Here is a 19,054-nt window from a genome sequence, read left to right as displayed (position 1 = left end):
TCGGGAAACTAGCGGCTTTGCGATTGACCGAAAGTGGAGCCCCCAATGACAGACAACAACCGCCAGATGACCCCGGAAGAAGCTGCGGAGTTTGCCGAGCAGGTATTCAACAAGGCCCGCGACGGCGATGCCGCCATGCTGGCCGCGCTGCTCAGCAAAGGCTTGCCGCCGAACCTGCGCAATCACAAGGGCGACACCTTGTTGATGCTGGCGGCCTACCATGGCCATGTCGATGCGGTGAAGGTGCTGCTGGAGCACAAGGCCGACCCGGAAATCCGTAACGACAACGGCCAGAGCCCGATTGCCGGCGCGGCATTCAAGGGTGATCTTGAAGTGGTCAAGACGCTGGTCGAGGGTGGTGCCGAAGTTGAGGGTTCATCCTTTGATGGTCGTACCGCACTGATGATGGCGGCAATGTTCAACCGCACCGCCATTGTCGACTACCTGGTCAGCAAGGGCGCCAACCCCAAGGCCCTGGACGCCAACGGTGTATCTGCCCTGGATGCCGCAAAAACCATGGGAGCCGTCGACACCACGGCACAGTTGCAGAAGCTGCTCGGCTGATCACGAACCCTGTGGCGAGGGAGCTTGCTCCCGCTGGGGCGCGAAGCGGCCCTGAATCCTGAAACCCATTTGTATCTGATACTCCGAGTACTCTGGATCACGACTGCTTCGCAGCCGAGCGGGAGCAAGCTCCCTCGCCACAGGGTTGCGCTTGACCTCGGGCTCGGTATCCCTTCGCGAATGCGCTATCCTTCGCGCCCTCAAAATTCCCTCGCTACAGGATCCGCCCCCATGAAAGCCGCACTCGTCGAACTCATCAGCAAAATCAGCTCCGGCTGCATGGACGAGGCGCAAATCGTGCAGGTCGCCGACGAAGCGGCGCAGGCTTATGCCGACCCTGTGGCTTTTTTGGCCGCTAACCCGGACATCAACTACGACGACACTTTTCCGATTCCGTTGGGTGAGTGGGTCGTCGTCGGCAGCCTGCCGGAAACCGTGCTGTTCCAGGCCGACACCTACATGGACCTGTTCGCCCAGATCGTTGCATCGTTCGGGCCGGGCGTGGCGTTCAACATCAAACCCAAGCAACTGGCCAAGACCGAAGCCCTGACGGCGCTCAACCGCATCCAGATCCAGTTGGGCAGCATGAACCCGGAGAACGGTGGTTATGTGCTGATGAACTTCAGCCAGTTGCTCGATGACGAAATCCAGGCCGTGCTGGTCTACGGCAACGACGTGCCGCGCGTGCTGGCGCTGTGCGCCGAGGTCGGTATTGCCGCCGCACCGTCTCTGGAAGCGCTGAAAGTGGCGATCCACGTTTAAGACCGCAAAAAAACGGAACCCCGATCAGGCCCGACTATCCTAAGACTGCACACCATCATTGGGGAGCGACATCATGGGCACTACGTTCAACGGCCTGATCGGTCTGATTATTCTCGTGCTGGATATCTGGGCCATCATCAATGTACTGAAAAGTGGCGCAGACACCGGGATGAAGATCATCTGGGTGCTGTTGATCGCCTTGCTGCCGGTGCTGGGGCTGATTATCTGGGCCATCGCCGGGCCACGGGGCAACGTGCGGCTGTAACGTCGCTCAAATCAGCCATACCCCTTCAAGCTCCAGCAGCGCTTGTTTGCGCGCCAGGCCACCGGCGTAACCGGTGAGGGTGCCATTGCTGCCGATCACGCGGTGGCAGGGGATGATGATCGAAATCGGATTGGCGCCATTGGCGGTCCCGACTGCGCGGATCGCCTTGGGGTTGTCGATGTGCAGCGCAAGTTCCGCGTAGCTCCAGGTGCGGCCGTAGGGAATGCGTTGCAACGCCTGCCACACCTGTTGCTGGAACGCCGTGCCTTGAGGCGCCAGGCGCAGGTCGAAGACTTCGCGGTTACCTTCGAAATATTCATCCAGTTGCCGACAGACGGTATCGAGCTCCCGTCCGCCCTCAACCCACTGATCATCGGGCGTCCAGCGCGGGTGGCTGTCCATGTACAGCAGGCGCAGGCCCTGTTCATCCCCGGCCAGCAGCAGTGGCCCGATGGGGCTTGGGTGGTAGCGGTAAAACATCGTGAGGCTCCGGCGGTGGTCTGGCGTAAAGATAGAGCCAGAAGGTTCGACCTGTCATGTCCGGCGACGTAGAATGCGCGCCTTTCCTTGGTCAATCGCCTGCCTTGTGCCTGCGAATGACCATCATGGGCGGGTAACCGTCCGTTGCCACCCGCACTCACCGGAGCACTTCCCATGAGCACCACCAAGACCAGCGAGTACCTGGAAACCCTCTACGAAGGCTACGGCCAGCGTTTTCGCATGGAAAAACTGCTGCACGAAGTGCGCACCGAGCACCAGCACCTGGTGATCTTCGAAAACCCGCGCATGGGCCGGGTCATGGCACTGGACGGCGTGATCCAGACCACCGAAGCCGACGAATTCATCTACCACGAGATGCTCACCCATGTGCCGATCCTGGCCCATGGCACCGCCAAGCGCGTGTTGATCATCGGCGGTGGCGACGGCGGCATGCTGCGCGAAGTGGCCAAGCACCGCAGCATCGAACACATCACCATGGTCGAAATCGACGGCACCGTGGTCGACATGTGCAAGGAATTCCTGCCGAACCACTCCAAGGGAGCGTTCGATGACCCCCGCCTGAACCTGGTGATCGACGACGGCATGCGTTTCGTCGCCACCACTCAGGAAAAATTCGACGTGATCATCTCCGACTCCACCGACCCGATCGGGCCGGGTGAAGTGCTGTTCTCGGAGAACTTCTACCAGGCGTGCCACCGCTGCCTGAACGAAGGCGGCATCCTGGTGACCCAGAACGGCACGCCGTTCATGCAGATCGAAGAAGTTAAAACCACCGCCGGGCGCCTGCGCAGCCTGTTCCCGGACTGGCACTTCTACCAGGCTGCGGTGCCAACCTACATCGGCGGCGCGATGACCTTTGCCTGGGGCGCGACCAACACGGCGTACCGCAAACTGTCCCGCGAAACCCTGAGCCAGCGGTTTGCCGGCAGCGGCATCATCACGCGCTACTACAACCCGGAAATCCACATAGGCGCCTTCGCCTTGCCACAATACGTATTGCAAGCCGTGAACAAACCAAGCAACGACTGATCACCTGCAATGAGAAAGGGCCGCAAGGCCCTTTTTTGTGTTTCCAGATATTCGTTGCACAAAATTTTCACAAACCCTCCAAGACAATTCGCCAGCGCCGATTTTTGGGCTACACCTGATGCAGTTCCGCGTTCCAGAGGGCTGGAAGATACCGTTGCCAGTCCCGGCCAGTTATAAATGGCAATGCCGTGAACGATCGTGCAACATTTGCGCACCGCGCAAACCCCGGGCCAGGTTGTGGTCATCAGAGGGTAGGGCGCAGCAATTTCTTTGAAACTTAAACTTCCAATGGGTCCTAAAACGACATGGCAAACCCGGACGCCCTGAATCAGCAGCGAGCTTCAAATCGCTTGCTGCAACCGACCGTCAAATCGCACCTGGCCTATACGCTGCTGTGCGCCCTGATCATCATGGTGATGCTCTCGGTATTGCGCGTGGCGCTGCTGGTCTACAACCGGGAGATGATCCTCAATACCCCGGCCTCGACCTTTGTTGAAGCGTTCGCCAACGGCCTGCGCTTCGACTTGCGCCTGGTGGTGTACCTGAGCATTCCGTTGCTGTTGGCGCTGTTCAGCGTGCGGGCAATGGCGGCGCGCGGTTTCTTCCGCTTCTGGTTGACCGTCGTCTCGAGCATTGCGCTGTTCCTTGGCCTGATGGAGATGGATTTCTACCGCGAGTTCCATCAGCGCCTCAACGGCCTGGTCTTCCAGTACGTCAAGGAAGACCCGAAAACCGTGATGAGCATGCTCTGGTACGGTTTCCCGGTGGTGCGTTACCTGCTGGCCTGGGCCGTGGGCACCTGGCTGCTGAGCCTGGCGTTCAAGGGCGCCGACCGCGCGACCCGGCCACGTGGCCCGTTCAGCGGTGGCAGCATCAGCACCCGTCAGGTAGCGCCGTGGTATGCGCGTATCGGCGTGTTCGTGGTGTGCCTGTTGATTTGCGTGGTGGCCGCTCGCGGCACCTTGCGTCAGGGCCCGCCACTTCGTTGGGGTGACGTTTACACCACCGACTCGAACTTCGCCAACCAGTTGGGCCTCAATGGCTCGTTGTCGCTGATCGCGGCGGCCAAGAGCCGCATGTCCGAAGAGCGCGACAACATCTGGAAGCCGACGATCCCGCAGGAGCAGGCGCAGCAGACCGTGCGCGACATGCTGGTGATGCCGGACGAGAAACTGGTAGACGCCGACATCGCTGCCGTCCGTCGTGACTACACGCCGCCGGCCGACAAGACCCTGCCGATCAAGAACGTTGTCGTGATCCTCATGGAAAGCATGGCCGGTCACTCGGTGGGCGCCCTGGGTGGCCCTGGCAACATCACGCCGTACCTCGACAAACTGTCGAAAGAAGGCCTGCTGTTCGACCGCTTCTTCTCCAACGGCACCCATACCCACCAGGGCATGTTTGCCACCATGGCGTGCTTCCCGAACCTGCCGGGTTTCGAATACCTGATGCAGACCCCGGAAGGCAGCCATAAGCTGTCCGGCCTGCCGCAGTTGCTCAGTGCGCGCAAGTTCGACGACGTGTATGTCTACAACGGCGACTTCGCCTGGGACAACCAGTCGGGTTTCTTCAGCAACCAGGGCATGACCAACTTCATCGGGCGTAACGACTACGTCAACCCGGTGTTCTCCGACCCGACGTGGGGCGTGTCCGACCAGGACATGTTCGACCGTGGTTTGCAGGAGCTGAAGGCTCGCGAAGGCAAGAAGCCGTTCTATGCGTTGCTGCAAACCCTGTCCAACCACACGCCGTACGCCTTGCCGACACCGTTGCCGGTCGAGAAAGTCACCGATCGCGGTAGCTTGAACGAGCATTTGACGGCCATGCGCTACGCCGACTGGGCGTTGGGTCAATTCTTCGAAAAGGCCCGTAAGGAGCCGTACTTCAAGGAAACCCTGTTTGTGATCGTGGGTGACCATGGTTTTGGCAACGAGCGCCAGATCACCGAAATGGACTTGGGCCGCTTCAACGTACCGATGTTGATGATTGCACCGGGCATCCAGGAAAAATTCGGTCAGCTCGACCACACCGTGGGCACACAGATCGACATCGTGCCGACCATCATGGGCCGGTTGGGTGGTGAAGTGCGCCATCAGTGCTGGGGCCGTGACCTGTTGAACCTGCCGCAAGGTGATACCGGTTTTGGCGTGATCAAGCCATCGGGCAGCGAGCAGACCACCGCGATCATCACCGCGGACCGGATCCTGGTGCTGCCTAAAGAAAAAGAAATGCCACCGAAGATGTATGCCTACGAATTGGGGGCCAACCCTCATTCCGAAATCATCCCGGATGCACCGCAAACGGCCGAGATGAAGAAAAAACTTGAGTCGTTCCTGCAAACCGCAACCAAAAGCCTGATCGATAACACCGCCGGTGTTGTCAATGGCAAGCCTGACTAACGTTTGGCGCACAAGAAAAGAGGCCCGCGAGGGCCTCTTTTTTTGCCTGTTGAGTCGGTTGACGGTCAAATCCTGCCAAGTAGCAACAAAACCACTAATACGACCACCACCACGCCGATTACACCGGACGGGCCGTAGCCCCAACTGCGTGAATGCGGGAAGACTGGCAGGCCACCGATCAGCAGGAGGATCAGAATCACGAGAAGAATGGTGCCCATATCGGTTTCCTTAATTGAGTGTTATGGAAAGTCGCAAGGGTTGGACAACTGACTCGGCTGCAATAAAACCTAGCGCCTTAAAATGTCCGAGTCCGGTACATAAAAGAAAATTCACTATTTCTTTACTGCTTTTTGGACACCGGTTTATTTCGTTTTTAGTTGGGGGCAGACAAGGCCGCATCACGCCTGCTATCGCGAGGGTGGCAGCACGTTTGCGAGCCTCTCAAGCGCTTCGGTTTGCCTGAGGCATTCAGCGCCCTGATGGTGCGTGGGTGTCGCAATGTCCTTCGCTACACTGGCCACCTCTTCCCCGGAACAACTAAGGCAACGGCTATGCAAAATCGCATGATGATCACGGGCGCCGGCTCCGGCCTGGGACGGGAAATCGCACTGCGCTGGGCCCGTGAAGGCTGGCAGTTGGCGTTGTCGGATGTCAGTGAACCCGGTTTGCAGGAAACCCTCATGTTGGTGCGCGAGGCGGGTGGCGAAGGGTTCGTCCAGCGTTGCGATGTGCGCGACTACAGCCAGTTGACGGCGTTCGCCCAGGCCTGCGAACAGAAGCTCGGCGGCATCGATGTGATCGTCAACAACGCCGGCGTGGCCTCGGGCGGATTCTTCAGTGAGCTGTCGCTTGAAGACTGGGACTGGCAGATTGCGATCAACCTGATGGGCGTGGTCAAGGGGTGCAAGGCCTTCCTGCCGCTGCTGGAAAAGAGCAAAGGCAAGATCATCAACATCGCCTCCATGGCCGCGTTGATGCAGGGCCCGGCCATGAGCAACTACAACGTGGCCAAGGCCGGTGTGGTGGCGCTGTCCGAGAGCCTGTTGATTGAACTGGCGCAGCAGGAAGTCAGTGTGCATGTGGTGTGCCCGTCATTCTTCCAGACCAACTTGCTGGACTCTTTCCGGGGCCCGACCCCGGCCATGAAAGCCCAGGTCGGCAAGTTGCTGGAAAGTTCGCCGATTACCGCCACGGATATCGCGGACTACATTTACCAACAGGTTGCCGCTGGCGAGTTCATGATCCTGCCCCATGAACAGGGACGCATGGCCTGGGCGATCAAGCAAAAGAACCCGCAACTGCTCTACAACGAAATGACCGTGATGGCCGACAAGATGCGCGCCAAGGCCAGGCAATGCGCCAGCTGAACTTGCCCGCATAAGGCTGTGTCGTTAGGGTTGCCGCATCTGGCAACTCTGACGAGACATTTGCATGCTCAATTACCTCTGGTTTTTCCTCGCCGCGTTGTTTGAAATCGCCGGTTGTTACGCCTTCTGGATGTGGCTGCGCCAGGGTAAAAGCGCCTGGTGGATCGCCCCGGCACTGATCAGCCTGACGTTGTTCGCGCTGTTGTTGACCCGCGTCGAGGCGAGCTACGCCGGCCGGGGGCCTATGCCGCTTACGGCGGTATCTACATCATCGCGTCCATTGGCTGGCTGGCCGTGGTCGAGCGTGTGCGGCCGCTGGGTTCGGACTGGCTGGGCGTTGCACTGTGTGTGCTGGGCGCGAGCGTCATTCTGTTCGGCCCACGCTTCTCGGCTCCGTAACGTTCATTGACGGGGTTTGCAGGAAAAGTCTGTAAGGAGCATCTGGTGGCATTGTAGGGCGAGACTGTTTTGCCCCGCGTGCATTGAAGCGCTGCCCGGTGGCGGGCATCTTCAAGGTCCGGTTACCTCAAGGACTAGAGCCATGCTTGTACTCAGCCGCGTTGTGGGCGAATTGATTTCCATCGGCGACAACATTTCCCTGCGCATCCTCGCGATCAACGGCAACAACATCCGCTTTGGCATCGAGGCCCCCCCGAACGTGAATGTGCACCGCGCTGAGGTCTACGAGCGCATTCAGTCGCGCCGCGCCCAGTCCAAGGGGCGCTGAGATTTTCAGTCGAACAGATGCTTGGGGACGTCGTGCTTGAGCATCAGTTGGCATTGTTCGCTTTCCGGGTCGAAGACAATCAGTGCCTGGCCCTTGCTCAATGCACTTCGAACCCGGAGTACGCGGGTCTCAAGTGGCGTTTCATCACCATTGTCGGTGCCGTCACGGGTGACGAAGTCTTCGATCAGGCGGGTGAGGGTGTCGACTTCAAGTTGGTCGTGGGGGATCAGCATAGGCACCTCGGTTAAACAATTGCGTGATGCTACGGCGAATGAGCCATGGGGGCCAGCCTGCCGGGTTCTGCCCGATCAGGTTATCCGTTGCCCCGGATCAAGCGGCGCAAGGCAAAGCGATTCGGGTGACAGGCTTCGGCGACAGCGCGGGGCAGGGGCAGCGGTTCGTTGTCCAGCCAGGCAGCGAGCAGTTCGCCGGACAGCGGCGCGGTGATCAACCCGCGTGAGCCATGGCCGCTGTTCACGTACAAGCCGTCGAGCCAGGGGCACGCGACGTCCGGTACCTGCCGGGCGTCCTTGCTCAATGCCGCGTAAGCCTGGGCAAAGGCTTGGTTGTCGGCCAAAGGTCCGACGATGGGCAGGTAATCGGGGCTGGTGCAACGGAACGCCGCGCGGCCCTGAAGTTGCTCCGGGTCCAACTGTTCGGCGTGCAGGCGGCTGACCAGATCGGTAGAAATCTCCTTGAGCAACTCAAGGTTGCCCAGGTGTTCGGCGGTGGTCGGGGTCAGGTCGTCGCTCTTGAAGTCGAAACTCGCGCCCAGGGTGTGTTCACCCAGGCGTGCAGGGGCGACGTAACCTTCGGCGCACACCACGGTGGCCAGGCTCTGGCTTTGCGCGGTTTGAGGGAGGCGGGTGATTTGCCCGCGAATGCGTTTGAGCGGCAGTTCGGCACTCTGCGCAAAGCGTTTGATCTCGGCGGCGCCGGCCAGGATCACCACCGGTGCACTGGCCAGCAACGTCTCGCCGTCCCAGGCTTGCCACTGGTCATCGACCTTGCGCAGTTCCAGCGCTTCACGGTGCAGCAACCGCTGAACATGGGTGTGTGTCGCTTGCCATTGGCACAGTGCGGGCGGGTGAACCCAGCCACCTTGCGGGTAGAACAGTCCGCCGTGGGTCAGCTCTATTCCGGCCTTGGCCTGCGCTTGCGGTTGATCCAGCAGATGCACCAGATCGGCCGGAAACGCGGCGGCCAACTGCGCCTGACGCTCCGCTTCCTTGGCATTGAACGCCAGTTGCAGCACCCCGCAACCGTCCCAGTCGACACCGCGTTGCAGGTGCTCAAGCAGTCGGCGGGTATAGCCGAAACCGCTGATGATCATTTGTGACAATGCGGTGCTGTGGGCCGAGAGCTTGAGGTACAGCACGCCTTGCGGGTTGCCCGAGGCTTCCTGCGCCAATTCGCCGTGACGCTCCATGACGCTGACTTGCCAGCCGCGCGCAGCGAGGCTGGCCGCACTCGCACAACCGGCCAGCCCGGCGCCGATCACCAGGGCGCGACGCTCGCCGACCAGGGGCGTGGGCCGGGCAAACCATGGCTTGATCGCTGCCGGGGCTGGCGTCTCCTCGGGCCAGCCGAGAAACGCGCCGCGCAGGATTTCCCACTTGTGACCGATGCCCGGTGTGCGGCGCATTTTGAAGCCTGCCGCGTTCAGCAAACGGCGCACCCAACCGGTGCTGGTGAACGTACTGATTGTCGAGTCGGGGGCGGCCAGCCGGGCCAGTTCGGCAAAGAGTTCGGCGGTCCACATGTCCGGGTTTTTCGCCGGGGCGAAACCGTCGAGAAACCAGGCATCGATGTGCGCGTCCAGTTGCGGCAGTTGTTCCAGTGCATCGCCGATCAACAGGGTCAGGGTTACGCGACCGTTGTCCAGCATCAACCGCTGAAAGCCTTGATGGATCGCCACGTACTGGGCCAGCAATGGGTCGGCAAAGACTTTGAGTTCTGGCCAGAGGGCCAGGGCCCGTTGCAGGTCGCTTGGGCTCAGCGGGTACTTTTCGACGCTGACAAAATGCAGCCGTGCGCCGGCCACCGCTTGCTGCTCGAACAACTGCCAGGCGCAGAGAAAATTCAGCCCGGTGCCGAAACCGGTTTCGCCAATCACGAAACGACCGTCGGCCGGCAGCGCGGCGAAGCGTTCGCTCAAGCGATTCTGCTCGATGAACACGTAGCGGGTTTCTTCCAGGCCCGACTGGTCGGAGAAGTACACATCGTCGAACACCCGCGAGTGCGGGCGTCCCTGGTCGTCCCAGTCGAGTTGGGCGTGGTGCATTACAGGATTCATGGCGGGCTCGGCAACGGCTGGGTGGCCATTCTAGCCGATCGCCAGAGCAGCGATTGATCCATGACAACCGTCATGAGCTTTGCCCAGACAAACGCTGGGGCAATCCGTTAGTCTTGCTCAATCTTGGAAGGGAGCCGCCCATGTTCGAATCTGCCGAAATCGGTCACGCCATCGACAAAGAAACCTACGACGCCGAGGTCCCGGCCCTGCGCGAGGCCTTGCTGGAAGCGCAGTTTGAACTTCAGCAGCAGGCGCGCTTTCCCGTGATCGTGCTGATCAATGGCATCGAAGGCGCGGGCAAGGGCGAGACGGTCAAGTTGCTCAACGAGTGGATGGACCCGCGACTGATCGAGGTGCGCACCTTCGATCAGCAAACCGACGAAGAACTGGCGCGGCCACCGGCCTGGCGTTACTGGCGGATGCTGCCGGCCAAGGGCCGCATGGGTGTGTTCTTCGGCAACTGGTACAGCCAGATGTTGCAGGGCCGGGTGCACGGCGAGTTCAAGGACGCCCGGCTCGATCAGGGCATCGCCGGTGCCGAGCGCCTGGAAAAAATGCTCTGCGATGAAGGCGCGCTGATTTTCAAGTTCTGGTTTCACCTGTCCAAGAAGCAAATGAAGGCGCGGCTCAAGGCCTTGCAGGATGACCCACTGCACAGTTGGCGCATCAGCCCGCTGGACTGGCAGCAATCGAAGACCTACGACAAATTCGTGCATTTTGGCGAGCGGGTGCTGCGTCGCACCAGCCGTGACTATGCGCCCTGGCATGTGATCGAAGGGGTCGATGCTCACTACCGCAGTTTGACTGTCGGCAAGATTCTGCTCGAAGGTCTGCAAAGTGCGTTGAAGACGCCCAAGGTCAAAAGCAGCGGCATGAACCCGGCGCCGCTGCCATCGTCCGTCGACCAGTTCAGCTTGCTCGACAGCCTGGACATGAGCCAGCACCTGGAGAAGGACGATTACGAAGAACAACTGATTACCGAGCAGGCGCGCCTTTCCGGGTTGATGCGTGACAAGCGCATGCGCAAACACGCCTTGGTGGCGGTTTTCGAGGGCAACGATGCGGCCGGCAAGGGTGGCGCGATTCGCCGCGTTGCCGCCGCCCTCGACCCGCGCCAGTACCGCATCGTGCCCATCGCCGCCCCCACCGAAGATGAACGTGCCCAACCGTACTTGTGGCGGTTCTGGCGGCATATCCCCGCCCGTGGCACGTTTACCGTGTTTGACCGTTCCTGGTATGGCCGGGTGCTGGTCGAACGCATTGAAGGGTTTTGCAGCCCTAACGACTGGATGCGCGCATACGGCGAAATCAACGATTTCGAAGAGCAGCTCAGTGACGCCAGGGTCATTGTGGTGAAGTTCTGGCTGGCCATCGACAAGCAGACGCAACTGGAGCGTTTCCAGCAGCGCGAGGAAATCCCGTTCAAGCGTTTCAAGATCACCGAGGACGACTGGCGCAACCGCGACAAGTGGGACGATTACCGCGCTGCCGTCGGCGACATGGTCGATCGCACCAGCACCGAGGTGTCGACCTGGACCCTGGTCGAGGCCAACGACAAGCGCTGGGCGCGGGTCAAGGTCTTGCGCACCATTAACCGGGCGCTGGAAGAAGCGTTTGAAAAGTCCGACAAGCACGACAAGAAATTGAAGAAGGCCACGAGTTAAGGCAATGGTTACGCCGGCGCGAGGTGAATGATTGTCGCGGTTGGCGCGAAGTTGCTCAGGACTAAAGGCCTGAACGTGGCGAGCATCGAGTTCCGGGAACTCAATGACGTGTTCGCCGAGCAGGTATCAGCTGATGCGCTCGCGGCTCAATAGTCGTACTCGTTCGATATAGGCGCGGACCTCCCGTTCGGCTTCCTCATGGTTGCTGAACGGGCCTTCCAGGGTGTTTTCCCGGGTGCTGAAATACAAGTCGCCATTCACGCGGGTTAGTCGGTCACTGCGAAAGTGAGTGGCCGGGGCGATGTCTTGGGCGCGCATGCCGTACATGGTGAGCTCCTGTCGTGTGGGCGGTCCCGGAACAAAATCAGCTTAAGTCTGAACACCTTGATGCGCCCAACCTTCGGATCAGCGGCATACCGTCAATTTATCGCTGCGACCGATACCGTCTTGTTCACGGCGTATTACTGACGGTGCCGGCGTGATGTATCGTCGTCAGCCTAGAATGGGGTTTTGATTATCTGGCAGTGGGGGTTGCATGCACATTTCGTCTGGTCGCTGGGTTTATGGTCTGTTTCTCGCCTTGCTGACCGCACTGCTGTGGGGAATCCTGCCGATCAAACTCAAACAAGTGTTGCTGGTGATGGACCCGGTCACGGTGACCTGGTTTCGCTTGCTGGTGTCCGGTGGCTGTTTGTTCGTGTACCTGACGGCAACCCGGCGTTTGCCGAGCCGCAAGGCGCTCGGCCCAAGGGGCGGCTGGTTGGTGGCGATGGCCGTGCTGGGGCTGGTGGGCAATTACGTGCTGTACCTGATGGGCCTTAACCTGCTGAGCCCCGGCACGGCGCAACTGGTGGTGCAGATGGGGCCGATCATGCTGCTGATCGCCAGCCTGTTCGTGTTCAAGGAGCGTTTCAGCCTGGGGCAGGGAATTGGCCTGCTGGTGCTGTTGATTGGCTTCGGGCTGTTTTTCAATCAGCGCCTGAGTGAACTGCTGACCTCATTGAGTGACTACACCGCCGGTGTCCTGCTGATTCTCGCGGCGTCGACCGTGTGGACCTTTTATGCCCTGGGCCAGAAACAGCTGCTGACGGTGTGGAATTCGTTGCAGGTGATGATGGTGATCTACCTGTTTTGCGCGTTGCTGCTCACGCCTTGGGTGCATCCGTTGGAAGCGTTGCAACTGAGCCCGCTGCAAGGCTGGTTGCTGCTGGCGTGTTGCCTGAACACGCTGATTGCCTATGGCGCCTTTGCCGAAGCGCTGGCTCATTGGGAAGCCTCGCGGGTCAGCGCCACGCTGGCCATCACGCCGCTGGTCACCTTCGCCGCCGTGGCATTGGCCGCCTGGTGGTGGCCGGATTACGTGCACGCCGAGCAAATCAACGGTCTGGGGTATGGCGGTGCGGTGCTGGTGGTGGTGGGCTCGGCGCTGGTCGCGCTGGCGCCGTCGCTGATCGCCGGGCTCAAGGCCCGGCGGATGCGGGCCGCGATCAGTCGATAGACCGCGTTATCGCTCATCGTCGGATCGCCGCCCGGAGCAAGCACCGCGATGCCTGTCACGGCAAATATCAGCCCTTGCTGCCTGCCTCCAGCATATTTTCCGGCCTGACCCAGGCATCGAACTGTTCATCGGTCAGGTAACCCAGCTGCAACGCTGCCTCACGCAACGTCAGCCCTTCGCCGTAGGCTTTCTTGGCGATTTCTGCCGATTTGTCGTAACCGATGTGGGGGTTCAGCGCCGTCACCAACATCAAGCCACGTTCCAGGTGCGCGGCCATTTGCGCGGCGTCCGGCTCAAGGCCTGCGACGCAATGCTGCTGGAAGTTGCTGCAACCGTCGGCCAGCAGGCGAATCGATTGCAGCAGGTTGTGAATGATCACCGGTTTGAACACGTTTAATTGCAGGTGACCCTGGCTGGCCGCGAAGCCGATCGCCACGTCGTTGCCCATGACCTGGCAGGCGAGCATCGAGAGTGCTTCGCACTGGGTCGGGTTGACCTTGCCGGGCATGATCGAGCTGCCGGGTTCGTTGGCCGGCAGCTTCACTTCGGCAAACCCGGCCCGAGGCCCGGAGCCTAGCAGGCGCAGGTCGTTGGCGATTTTCATCAGGGTCACGGCCAGGGTTTTCAGCGCCCCGGACAATGTAGTCAGTGGCTCATGGCCCGCCAGTGCGGCGAACTTGTTCGGCGCGGTGATAAACGGCAGACCGCTGAGGGCAGCCAGTTCGGCCGCGATCGCTTCGCCAAAACCGTGGGGTGAATTGAGCCCGGTGCCGACGGCTGTGCCGCCCTGGGCCAGTTCGCACACGGCCGGCAAGGCACTGCGAATGGCCCGCTCGGCGTAATCGAGTTGGGCAATGAACGCGGAAAGCTCCTGGCCGAAGGTGATCGGCGTGGCATCCATCAGGTGGGTGCGACCGGTTTTCACCAGGTTCATGTGCCGGGCGGCCTGTTCTGCCAAACCGCCGGAGAGTTCATTGATCGCCGGCAGCAGATGTTGCTGCACGGCTTGCACTGCCGCGATGTGCATGGCGGTGGGGAAGCTGTCGTTGGAACTTTGCGAACGGTTGACGTGATCGTTGGGGTGCACCGGCACCTTGCCGCCGCGCGGGTTGCCGGCCAGTTCGTTGGCGCGGCCGGCGATCACTTCGTTGACGTTCATGTTGCTTTGGGTGCCGCTGCCGGTCTGCCAGACCACCAGCGGAAACTGATCGTCGTGCTGCCCGTCGAGGACTTCGTCGGCGGCCTGTTCGATGAGGCGGGCAATGTCGGCGGGCAAGTCACCGTTGCGATCATTGACCCGGGCCGCGGCTTTCTTGATCAGCGCCAGGGCATGCAGCACCGCCAGCGGCATGCGTTCGTTGCCGATGGCGAAGTTGATCAGAGAACGCTGCGTCTGCGCGCCCCAATAGGCATCATCCGGGACTTGCACCTGGCCAAGGCTATCGGTTTCGATACGACTCATCGGTCACACTCCTGTAGGTCTGATTGCGCAGTTTAGGCCGTGATCGCGCGCTGTGGTTCCATCAGTCGGTTTTTCTGCTCTCAGGCCCCGCCCATCAGGTGCAGCAAGGCTTGGGGGTTGAGCGTCGGCGTTTTTTAGGCGCAGAATGGCGCCCCTTGGGGTTTTACCTCGCCTGCTTAAAAGGAAACTCGATGACTCGTCTTCGTGCCATCTGTACCGCGGTTGCTCTGGTTTGCGCCAGCGGCCAGGTTTTTGCCGATACCGCCAGCCACAACGCCAGTGCCGAAGCTTTCCTGACCCTGGCGCACGCTGACAAACTGGGCACCCCGGTGTACATGCAAGTGCAGCAAATGTTCGCTCAGCGTTTTGAGCAAGCCCAGGCACCGGACTCGAAAAAAGCCCTGCTGGAAACCTACCAGGCCAAGGCCAACGCTGCCCTGGACCAGGCCATTGGCTGGAACAAGCTGAAGCCGGACATGGTCAAGCTCTACACCAGCAACTTCAGCGAGTCCGAACTCAAGGACCTGGTTGCGTTCTACCAGTCGCCACTGGGCAAGAAAGTCCTGGAAAAAATGCCGCAGCTGACTCAGCAATCGGCCCAGATGACCCAGGCCAAACTGGAAAGCGCAGTGCCTGTCGTCAACAAGCTGTTGGCTGACATGACCGCTGAAATCACCCCGAAAACGGCACCAGCCAAGAAGAAGTAAGCGGAGTCAGGAATGACCATGCAACAACGTATCGAATCGGCACTCGGCGCATTGAGCCCGACGCATCTGCACGTACTGGATGAAAGCCACATGCACAGCCGCGGGTTGCAGACCCACTTCAAGGCGGTGGTGGTCAGCGAGCAGTTTGCCGGACTCAACAGCGTCAAGCGCCACCAGAAGGTCTACGCCACCCTGGGTGACCTGATGAGCGAGTTCCATGCGTTGGCGCTGCATACCTACACCCCTGAAGAATGGGTGAAAGTGGGCGCAGCCCCGGCCTCGCCGACCTGCGCCGGCGGCAGCAAGCATTAACCACAGGTTTTTTGCTAGAATCCGCAACGCGCCGCTCACCCGGCGCGTTTTTTTTTCGCATCCGGTTCACCCTTTACGAGGGTAGCCACCTGGAGATTACCCATGACTCAATCCATCGTCGTGGCGGCACTGTATAAGTTCGTCACCCTGGAAGATTACGTTGCCCTGCGCGAGCCCCTGTTGCAGGCAATGGTCGACAACGGCATCAAAGGCACCTTGCTGATTGCCGAAGAAGGCATCAACGGCACCGTTTCGGGCAGCCGCGAAGGCATCGACGGGCTGATGGCCTGGCTCAAGAACGACCCGCGCATGGACGACATCGACCACAAAGAGTCGTACTGCGATGACCAGCCGTTCTACCGCACCAAGGTCAAGCTCAAGAAAGAAATCGTCACCCTAGGCGTTGAAGGCGTCGACCCGAACAAAAAAGTCGGCACCTACGTTGACCCGCAGAACTGGAATGCGCTGATCAGCGACCCTGAAGTGCTGCTGATCGATACCCGCAACGACTACGAAGTGTCGATTGGCACCTTCGAAGGCGCCATCGACCCGAAGACCACCAGTTTTCGCGAATTCCCGGACTACATCAAAGCCAATTTCGACCCGGCCAAACACAAGAAAGTCGCGATGTTCTGCACCGGTGGCATTCGCTGCGAAAAGGCTTCGAGCTACATGCTCAGCCAAGGCTTCGATGAGGTTTTCCACCTCAAGGGCGGGATCCTCAAGTACCTCGAAGAAGTGCCGCAGGAAGAAACCAAGTGGCAGGGCGACTGCTTTGTGTTCGATAACCGCGTCACCGTGCGCCACGACCTGAGCGAAGGCGACTACGATCAATGTCATGCCTGCCGCACACCCGTGAGTGTTGAAGACCGTGCATCCGAGCACTACGTGGCCGGCATCAGTTGCCCGCATTGCTGGGATAAGCTGAGCGAGAAGACCCGCCGCAGTGCCATCGACCGGCAAAAGCAGATCGAACTGGCCAAGGCTCGCAATCAACCGCACCCGATTGGTTACAACTACAAGCAAACGTCTACCGAGGCCTGAACCATGTCCGCGCGCCTGCTCTATGTAATGGATCCCATGTGTTCCTGGTGCTGGGGGTTCGCTCCGGTGGCCGAAGCACTGGTCGAGCAGGCGCAAGCGGCGGGTGTTGAATTGCACCTGGTGGTGGGTGGTTTACGCACCGGCAGCGGCGCGGCTCTGGAACCGACGACCCGGCGCTACATTCTTGAGCACTGGCAGGCTGTCACCGAAGCCACCGGCCAGCCCTTCAAGTTCGAAGGCGCGTTGCCCGATGGTTTTGTCTACGACACCGAGCCTGCGTGCCGGGCGCTGGTGACGGCGCGCAGCCTGGCGCCGGACTGCGCCTGGAAACTGCTCAAGCTGATCCAGCAGGCGTTTTATGCCGAAGGTCGCGATGTCACCCACGCCAGCGTGCTGGTGGAGTTGGCTGAGCAGGCGGGGTTGCCGCGCATTGAATTCGCCGCAGCCTTCGACCGTGCCGATCAGCATGCGGCGACAGCCGCGGATTTCACCTGGGTTCAGGACCTGGGCATTGCCGGGTTCCCGACCCTGCTGGCCGAACGTAACGGCCAACTGGCGCTGCTGACCAATGGCTACCAGCCGCTCAGCGAGCTCTCGCCGTTGTTGGGTCGCTGGCTGGAGCGCGCTGCCTGTGCCTGACCTGCCTGATGCTGCACCTTCTGCGCATGTCGACCGGCTGAGCTGGGCGGAAATCCGCCGCCTGGCACTTCACCATAAAAAATCCCTGTGGATCGCCAACGGCGTCGCCGTGCTGGCGACCTTGTGCAGCGTGCCGATCCCGTTGCTGTTGCCGTTGCTGGTAGACGAAGTGCTGCTGGGGCATGGCGACGCCGCACTCAAGGTCATGAACCACGCACTGCCGACGGGCTGGCAAGTTGCTGCGGGCTACATCGGTTTGATGTTGCTGGCTACCTTGGCCCTGCGTTGCGGCGCGTTATTGTTCAACGTCCTGCAAGCGCGGTTGTTTGCCCGGCTGGCCAAGGACATCGTCTATCGCATTCGCGTACGGCTGATCGAACGGCTCAAGCGTATCTCGCTGGGTGAGTACGAAAGCCTGGGCAGCGGCACCGTGACCACCCACCTGGTCACCGACCTGGACACGGTCGACAAATTCGTCGGCGAAACCCTCAGCCGTTTTCTGGTGGCGATGCTCACGCTGGTGGGCACGGCGGGCATTCTCATGTGGATGCACTGGCAACTGGCGCTGCTGATTCTGCTGTTCAACCCGTTGGTGATCTACGCCACCGTGCAGTTGGGCAAGCGGGTCAAGCACCTGAAAAAGCTCGAGAACGACAGCACCTCGCGCTTCACCCAGGCGTTGACCGAAACCCTGGAGTCGATCCAGGAAGTGCGCGCCGGTAACCGTCAGGGCTTTTTCCTCGGGCGTTTGGGGCTGCGGGCGCAAGAAGTACGCAACTACGCCGTGAACTCCCAGTGGAAAAGCGATGCGTCCAGCCGCGCGAGCGGCTTGTTGTTCCAGTTCGGCATCGATATTTTCCGTGCGGCGGCGATGCTCACGGTGCTGTTTTCAGACCTGTCCATCGGCCAGATGCTCGCGGTGTTCAGCTACTTGTGGTTCATGATTGGCCCGGTCGAACAACTGCTCAACCTGCAATATGCCTATTACGCGGCCGGTGGGGCGCTGAGCCGGATCAACGAGTTGCTCGCACGCGCCGATGAGCCGCAATACCCCGGTGGTGTGGACCCGTTTCAGGGCCGTGAAACCGTGGGGATCGAGGTGCAGGGACTGAGCTTCGGTTACGGCGACGAGCTGGTGCTCGATCAACTGAACCTGTCCATTGCTCCTGGCGAAAAGGTCGCGATTGTCGGCGCCAGCGGCGGCGGTAAAAGCACCCTGGTGCAATTGCTGCTGGGGCTGTACACGCCGCAATCGGGCAGCATTCGTTTCGGCGGTTCGACCCAGCAGGAAATCGGCCTGGAAACCGTGCGCGAGAACGTTTCGGTGGTGCTGCAGCATCCGGCGTTGTTCAACGACACGGTACGGGCGAACCTGACCATGGGCCGTGAGCGCAGCGACGAAGCCTGTTGGCAGGCACTGGAAATCGCTCAGCTCGACGCTACGATCCGCGCCTTGGCGCAGGGCCTGGACAGCATCGTCGGGCGCTCCGGCGTGCGGCTTTCCGGCGGGCAGCGCCAGCGCCTGGCCATCGCGCGCATGGTCCTCGCCGACCCTCGGGTGGTGATTCTCGACGAAGCCACCTCCGCGCTGGATGCCGCCACCGAATACAACCTGCATCAGGCACTTGCCCGCTTCCTGCGCGGGCGCACCACGCTGATCATTGCTCACCGCCTCTCGGCGGTGAAACAGGCTGACCGTGTGCTGGTCTTCGATGGCGGCCGGATCGCCGAAGATGGCGACCATCAGCAATTGATTGCCGATGGTGGGCTGTACGCCAAGCTTTATGGGCATTTGCAGCAATTGTAGAGGCGCGCGGA

General features: G+C 60.6%; 20 protein-coding genes and 1 pseudogene. 15 read left to right on the top strand and 6 right to left on the bottom strand.

Annotated features, from left to right (window positions below):
• Positions 1-45 precede the first annotated feature (45 nt).
• The 3 genes from AABM54_RS18160 (at position 46) to AABM54_RS18150 (ending at position 1,591) form a co-directional block, all read left to right on the top strand.
• A complete protein-coding gene (locus tag AABM54_RS18160; protein ID WP_347901397.1) occupies positions 46-564 on the top strand; it encodes an ankyrin repeat domain-containing protein in 519 nt (172 codons plus the stop codon).
• Between the two features lie 231 nt (positions 565-795).
• Entirely contained in the window at positions 796-1,326 is a 531-nt protein-coding gene (locus AABM54_RS18155) for a hypothetical protein (protein WP_347901396.1), read from the top strand.
• A 73-nt stretch (positions 1,327-1,399) separates the two neighbouring features.
• Positions 1,400-1,591 (top strand): PLD nuclease N-terminal domain-containing protein, encoded by a 192-nt coding sequence (locus AABM54_RS18150; RefSeq protein WP_347901395.1) that lies wholly within the window; start codon positions 1,400-1,402, stop codon positions 1,589-1,591.
• 6 nt (positions 1,592-1,597) lie between these two features.
• On the opposite strand, the gene AABM54_RS18145 is transcribed toward AABM54_RS18150, so the two are convergent.
• A complete protein-coding gene (locus tag AABM54_RS18145) occupies positions 1,598-2,071 on the bottom strand; it encodes a methylated-DNA--[protein]-cysteine S-methyltransferase (protein ID WP_347901394.1) in 474 nt (157 codons plus the stop codon).
• A 174-nt stretch (positions 2,072-2,245) separates the two neighbouring features.
• Here AABM54_RS18145 and speE point away from each other — a divergent pair, with 174 nt between their 5' ends.
• Complete coding sequence (gene speE / locus AABM54_RS18140) at positions 2,246-3,121, top strand: polyamine aminopropyltransferase (RefSeq protein ID WP_347901393.1); 876 nt, start codon at positions 2,246-2,248, stop codon at positions 3,119-3,121.
• Positions 3,122-3,426: 305 nt separating this feature from the next.
• Positions 3,427-5,520 carry an LTA synthase family protein gene (locus AABM54_RS18135; RefSeq protein WP_347901392.1) on the top strand — a complete coding sequence of 698 codons (2,094 nt, stop codon included), beginning with the start codon at positions 3,427-3,429 and terminating at the stop codon, positions 5,518-5,520.
• 65 nt (positions 5,521-5,585) lie between these two features.
• Here AABM54_RS18135 and AABM54_RS18130 read toward each other — a convergent pair whose 3' ends face one another.
• Entirely contained in the window at positions 5,586-5,738 is a 153-nt protein-coding gene (locus AABM54_RS18130; RefSeq protein WP_347901391.1) for a DUF3309 family protein, read from the bottom strand.
• 333 nt (positions 5,739-6,071) lie between these two features.
• On the opposite strand from AABM54_RS18130, the gene AABM54_RS18125 reads away from it, so the two are divergent.
• The 3 genes and pseudogenes from AABM54_RS18125 (at position 6,072) to csrA (ending at position 7,614) form a co-directional block, all read left to right on the top strand.
• A complete protein-coding gene (locus AABM54_RS18125) occupies positions 6,072-6,887 on the top strand; it encodes an SDR family oxidoreductase (RefSeq protein ID WP_347901390.1) in 816 nt (271 codons plus the stop codon).
• 64 nt (positions 6,888-6,951) lie between these two features.
• A pseudogene (locus AABM54_RS18120) lies at positions 6,952-7,286 on the top strand (YnfA family protein).
• A gap of 142 nt (positions 7,287-7,428) precedes the next feature.
• Entirely contained in the window at positions 7,429-7,614 is a 186-nt protein-coding gene (gene csrA, locus AABM54_RS18115; RefSeq protein ID WP_347901389.1) for a carbon storage regulator CsrA, read from the top strand.
• Positions 7,615-7,619: 5 nt separating this feature from the next.
• On the opposite strand, the gene AABM54_RS18110 is transcribed toward csrA, so the two are convergent.
• The gene (locus AABM54_RS18110; protein ID WP_347901388.1) at positions 7,620-7,847 is read right to left on the bottom strand and encodes a YheU family protein; all 228 of its coding nucleotides are present in this window, start codon (positions 7,845-7,847) and stop codon (positions 7,620-7,622) included.
• Between the two features lie 80 nt (positions 7,848-7,927).
• On the bottom strand, positions 7,928-9,910 hold the full coding sequence (gene mnmC, locus AABM54_RS18105) for a bifunctional tRNA (5-methylaminomethyl-2-thiouridine)(34)-methyltransferase MnmD/FAD-dependent 5-carboxymethylaminomethyl-2-thiouridine(34) oxidoreductase MnmC (RefSeq protein ID WP_347901387.1): 1,983 nt from the start codon (positions 9,908-9,910) through the stop codon (positions 7,928-7,930).
• A 140-nt stretch (positions 9,911-10,050) separates the two neighbouring features.
• On the opposite strand from mnmC, the gene pap reads away from it, so the two are divergent.
• The gene (gene pap, locus AABM54_RS18100; RefSeq protein ID WP_347901386.1) at positions 10,051-11,574 is read left to right on the top strand and encodes a polyphosphate:AMP phosphotransferase; all 1,524 of its coding nucleotides are present in this window, start codon (positions 10,051-10,053) and stop codon (positions 11,572-11,574) included.
• Positions 11,575-11,700: 126 nt separating this feature from the next.
• Here the strand turns inward: pap and AABM54_RS18095 are convergent, their stop codons facing one another.
• Complete coding sequence (locus AABM54_RS18095) at positions 11,701-11,901, bottom strand: DUF6316 family protein (RefSeq protein ID WP_347901385.1); 201 nt, start codon at positions 11,899-11,901, stop codon at positions 11,701-11,703.
• A 208-nt stretch (positions 11,902-12,109) separates the two neighbouring features.
• Between AABM54_RS18095 and AABM54_RS18090 the strand changes: the two genes are divergently transcribed.
• Positions 12,110-13,072 carry a DMT family transporter gene (locus tag AABM54_RS18090; RefSeq protein WP_347901384.1) on the top strand — a complete coding sequence of 321 codons (963 nt, stop codon included), beginning with the start codon at positions 12,110-12,112 and terminating at the stop codon, positions 13,070-13,072.
• Positions 13,073-13,139: 67 nt separating this feature from the next.
• Here the strand turns inward: AABM54_RS18090 and AABM54_RS18085 are convergent, their stop codons facing one another.
• Entirely contained in the window at positions 13,140-14,534 is a 1,395-nt protein-coding gene (locus tag AABM54_RS18085; RefSeq protein ID WP_347901383.1) for a class II fumarate hydratase, read from the bottom strand.
• A gap of 191 nt (positions 14,535-14,725) precedes the next feature.
• On the opposite strand from AABM54_RS18085, the gene AABM54_RS18080 reads away from it, so the two are divergent.
• The 5 genes from AABM54_RS18080 to AABM54_RS18060 all read left to right on the top strand — a co-directional run bounded on the left by AABM54_RS18080 (position 14,726) and on the right by AABM54_RS18060 (position 19,043).
• Positions 14,726-15,241 (top strand): DUF2059 domain-containing protein, encoded by a 516-nt coding sequence (locus AABM54_RS18080; protein WP_347901382.1) that lies wholly within the window; start codon positions 14,726-14,728, stop codon positions 15,239-15,241.
• Positions 15,242-15,253: 12 nt separating this feature from the next.
• Positions 15,254-15,553 carry a BolA family protein gene (locus AABM54_RS18075; RefSeq protein WP_347901381.1) on the top strand — a complete coding sequence of 100 codons (300 nt, stop codon included), beginning with the start codon at positions 15,254-15,256 and terminating at the stop codon, positions 15,551-15,553.
• A gap of 102 nt (positions 15,554-15,655) precedes the next feature.
• Entirely contained in the window at positions 15,656-16,597 is a 942-nt protein-coding gene (locus AABM54_RS18070; RefSeq protein ID WP_347901380.1) for a rhodanese-related sulfurtransferase, read from the top strand.
• Between the two features lie 36 nt (positions 16,598-16,633).
• A complete protein-coding gene (locus tag AABM54_RS18065) occupies positions 16,634-17,236 on the top strand; it encodes a DsbA family protein (RefSeq protein ID WP_347906247.1) in 603 nt (200 codons plus the stop codon).
• Positions 17,229-19,043 carry an ABC transporter ATP-binding protein gene (locus tag AABM54_RS18060; RefSeq protein ID WP_347901379.1) on the top strand — a complete coding sequence of 605 codons (1,815 nt, stop codon included), beginning with the start codon at positions 17,229-17,231 and terminating at the stop codon, positions 19,041-19,043. The genes AABM54_RS18065 and AABM54_RS18060 overlap by 8 nt, the downstream gene beginning before the upstream one ends.
• Positions 19,044-19,054 lie beyond the last annotated feature (11 nt).

The organism is Pseudomonas purpurea (assembly GCF_039908635.1).
Taxonomy (GTDB): domain Bacteria; phylum Pseudomonadota; class Gammaproteobacteria; order Pseudomonadales; family Pseudomonadaceae; genus Aquipseudomonas; species Aquipseudomonas purpurea.
This window is presented reverse-complemented; position numbering and strand designations above follow the sequence as displayed.

Coding starts and splice junctions, on each gene's coding strand:
- AABM54_RS18160 (WP_347901397.1), top strand. CDS start 46: ATGACAGACAACAACCGCCAGATGACCCCGGAAGAAGCTGCGGAGTTT.
- AABM54_RS18155 (WP_347901396.1), top strand. CDS start 796: ATGAAAGCCGCACTCGTCGAACTCATCAGCAAAATCAGCTCCGGCTGC.
- AABM54_RS18150 (WP_347901395.1), top strand. CDS start 1,400: ATGGGCACTACGTTCAACGGCCTGATCGGTCTGATTATTCTCGTGCTG.
- AABM54_RS18145 (WP_347901394.1), bottom strand. CDS start 2,071: ATGTTTTACCGCTACCACCCAAGCCCCATCGGGCCACTGCTGCTGGCC.
- speE (WP_347901393.1), top strand. CDS start 2,246: ATGAGCACCACCAAGACCAGCGAGTACCTGGAAACCCTCTACGAAGGC.
- AABM54_RS18135 (WP_347901392.1), top strand. CDS start 3,427: ATGGCAAACCCGGACGCCCTGAATCAGCAGCGAGCTTCAAATCGCTTG.
- AABM54_RS18130 (WP_347901391.1), bottom strand. CDS start 5,738: ATGGGCACCATTCTTCTCGTGATTCTGATCCTCCTGCTGATCGGTGGC.
- AABM54_RS18125 (WP_347901390.1), top strand. CDS start 6,072: ATGCAAAATCGCATGATGATCACGGGCGCCGGCTCCGGCCTGGGACGG.
- csrA (WP_347901389.1), top strand. CDS start 7,429: ATGCTTGTACTCAGCCGCGTTGTGGGCGAATTGATTTCCATCGGCGAC.
- AABM54_RS18110 (WP_347901388.1), bottom strand. CDS start 7,847: ATGCTGATCCCCCACGACCAACTTGAAGTCGACACCCTCACCCGCCTG.
- mnmC (WP_347901387.1), bottom strand. CDS start 9,910: ATGAATCCTGTAATGCACCACGCCCAACTCGACTGGGACGACCAGGGA.
- pap (WP_347901386.1), top strand. CDS start 10,051: ATGTTCGAATCTGCCGAAATCGGTCACGCCATCGACAAAGAAACCTAC.
- AABM54_RS18095 (WP_347901385.1), bottom strand. CDS start 11,901: ATGTACGGCATGCGCGCCCAAGACATCGCCCCGGCCACTCACTTTCGC.
- AABM54_RS18090 (WP_347901384.1), top strand. CDS start 12,110: ATGCACATTTCGTCTGGTCGCTGGGTTTATGGTCTGTTTCTCGCCTTG.
- AABM54_RS18085 (WP_347901383.1), bottom strand. CDS start 14,534: ATGAGTCGTATCGAAACCGATAGCCTTGGCCAGGTGCAAGTCCCGGAT.
- AABM54_RS18080 (WP_347901382.1), top strand. CDS start 14,726: ATGACTCGTCTTCGTGCCATCTGTACCGCGGTTGCTCTGGTTTGCGCC.
- AABM54_RS18075 (WP_347901381.1), top strand. CDS start 15,254: ATGACCATGCAACAACGTATCGAATCGGCACTCGGCGCATTGAGCCCG.
- AABM54_RS18070 (WP_347901380.1), top strand. CDS start 15,656: ATGACTCAATCCATCGTCGTGGCGGCACTGTATAAGTTCGTCACCCTG.
- AABM54_RS18065 (WP_347906247.1), top strand. CDS start 16,634: ATGTGTTCCTGGTGCTGGGGGTTCGCTCCGGTGGCCGAAGCACTGGTC.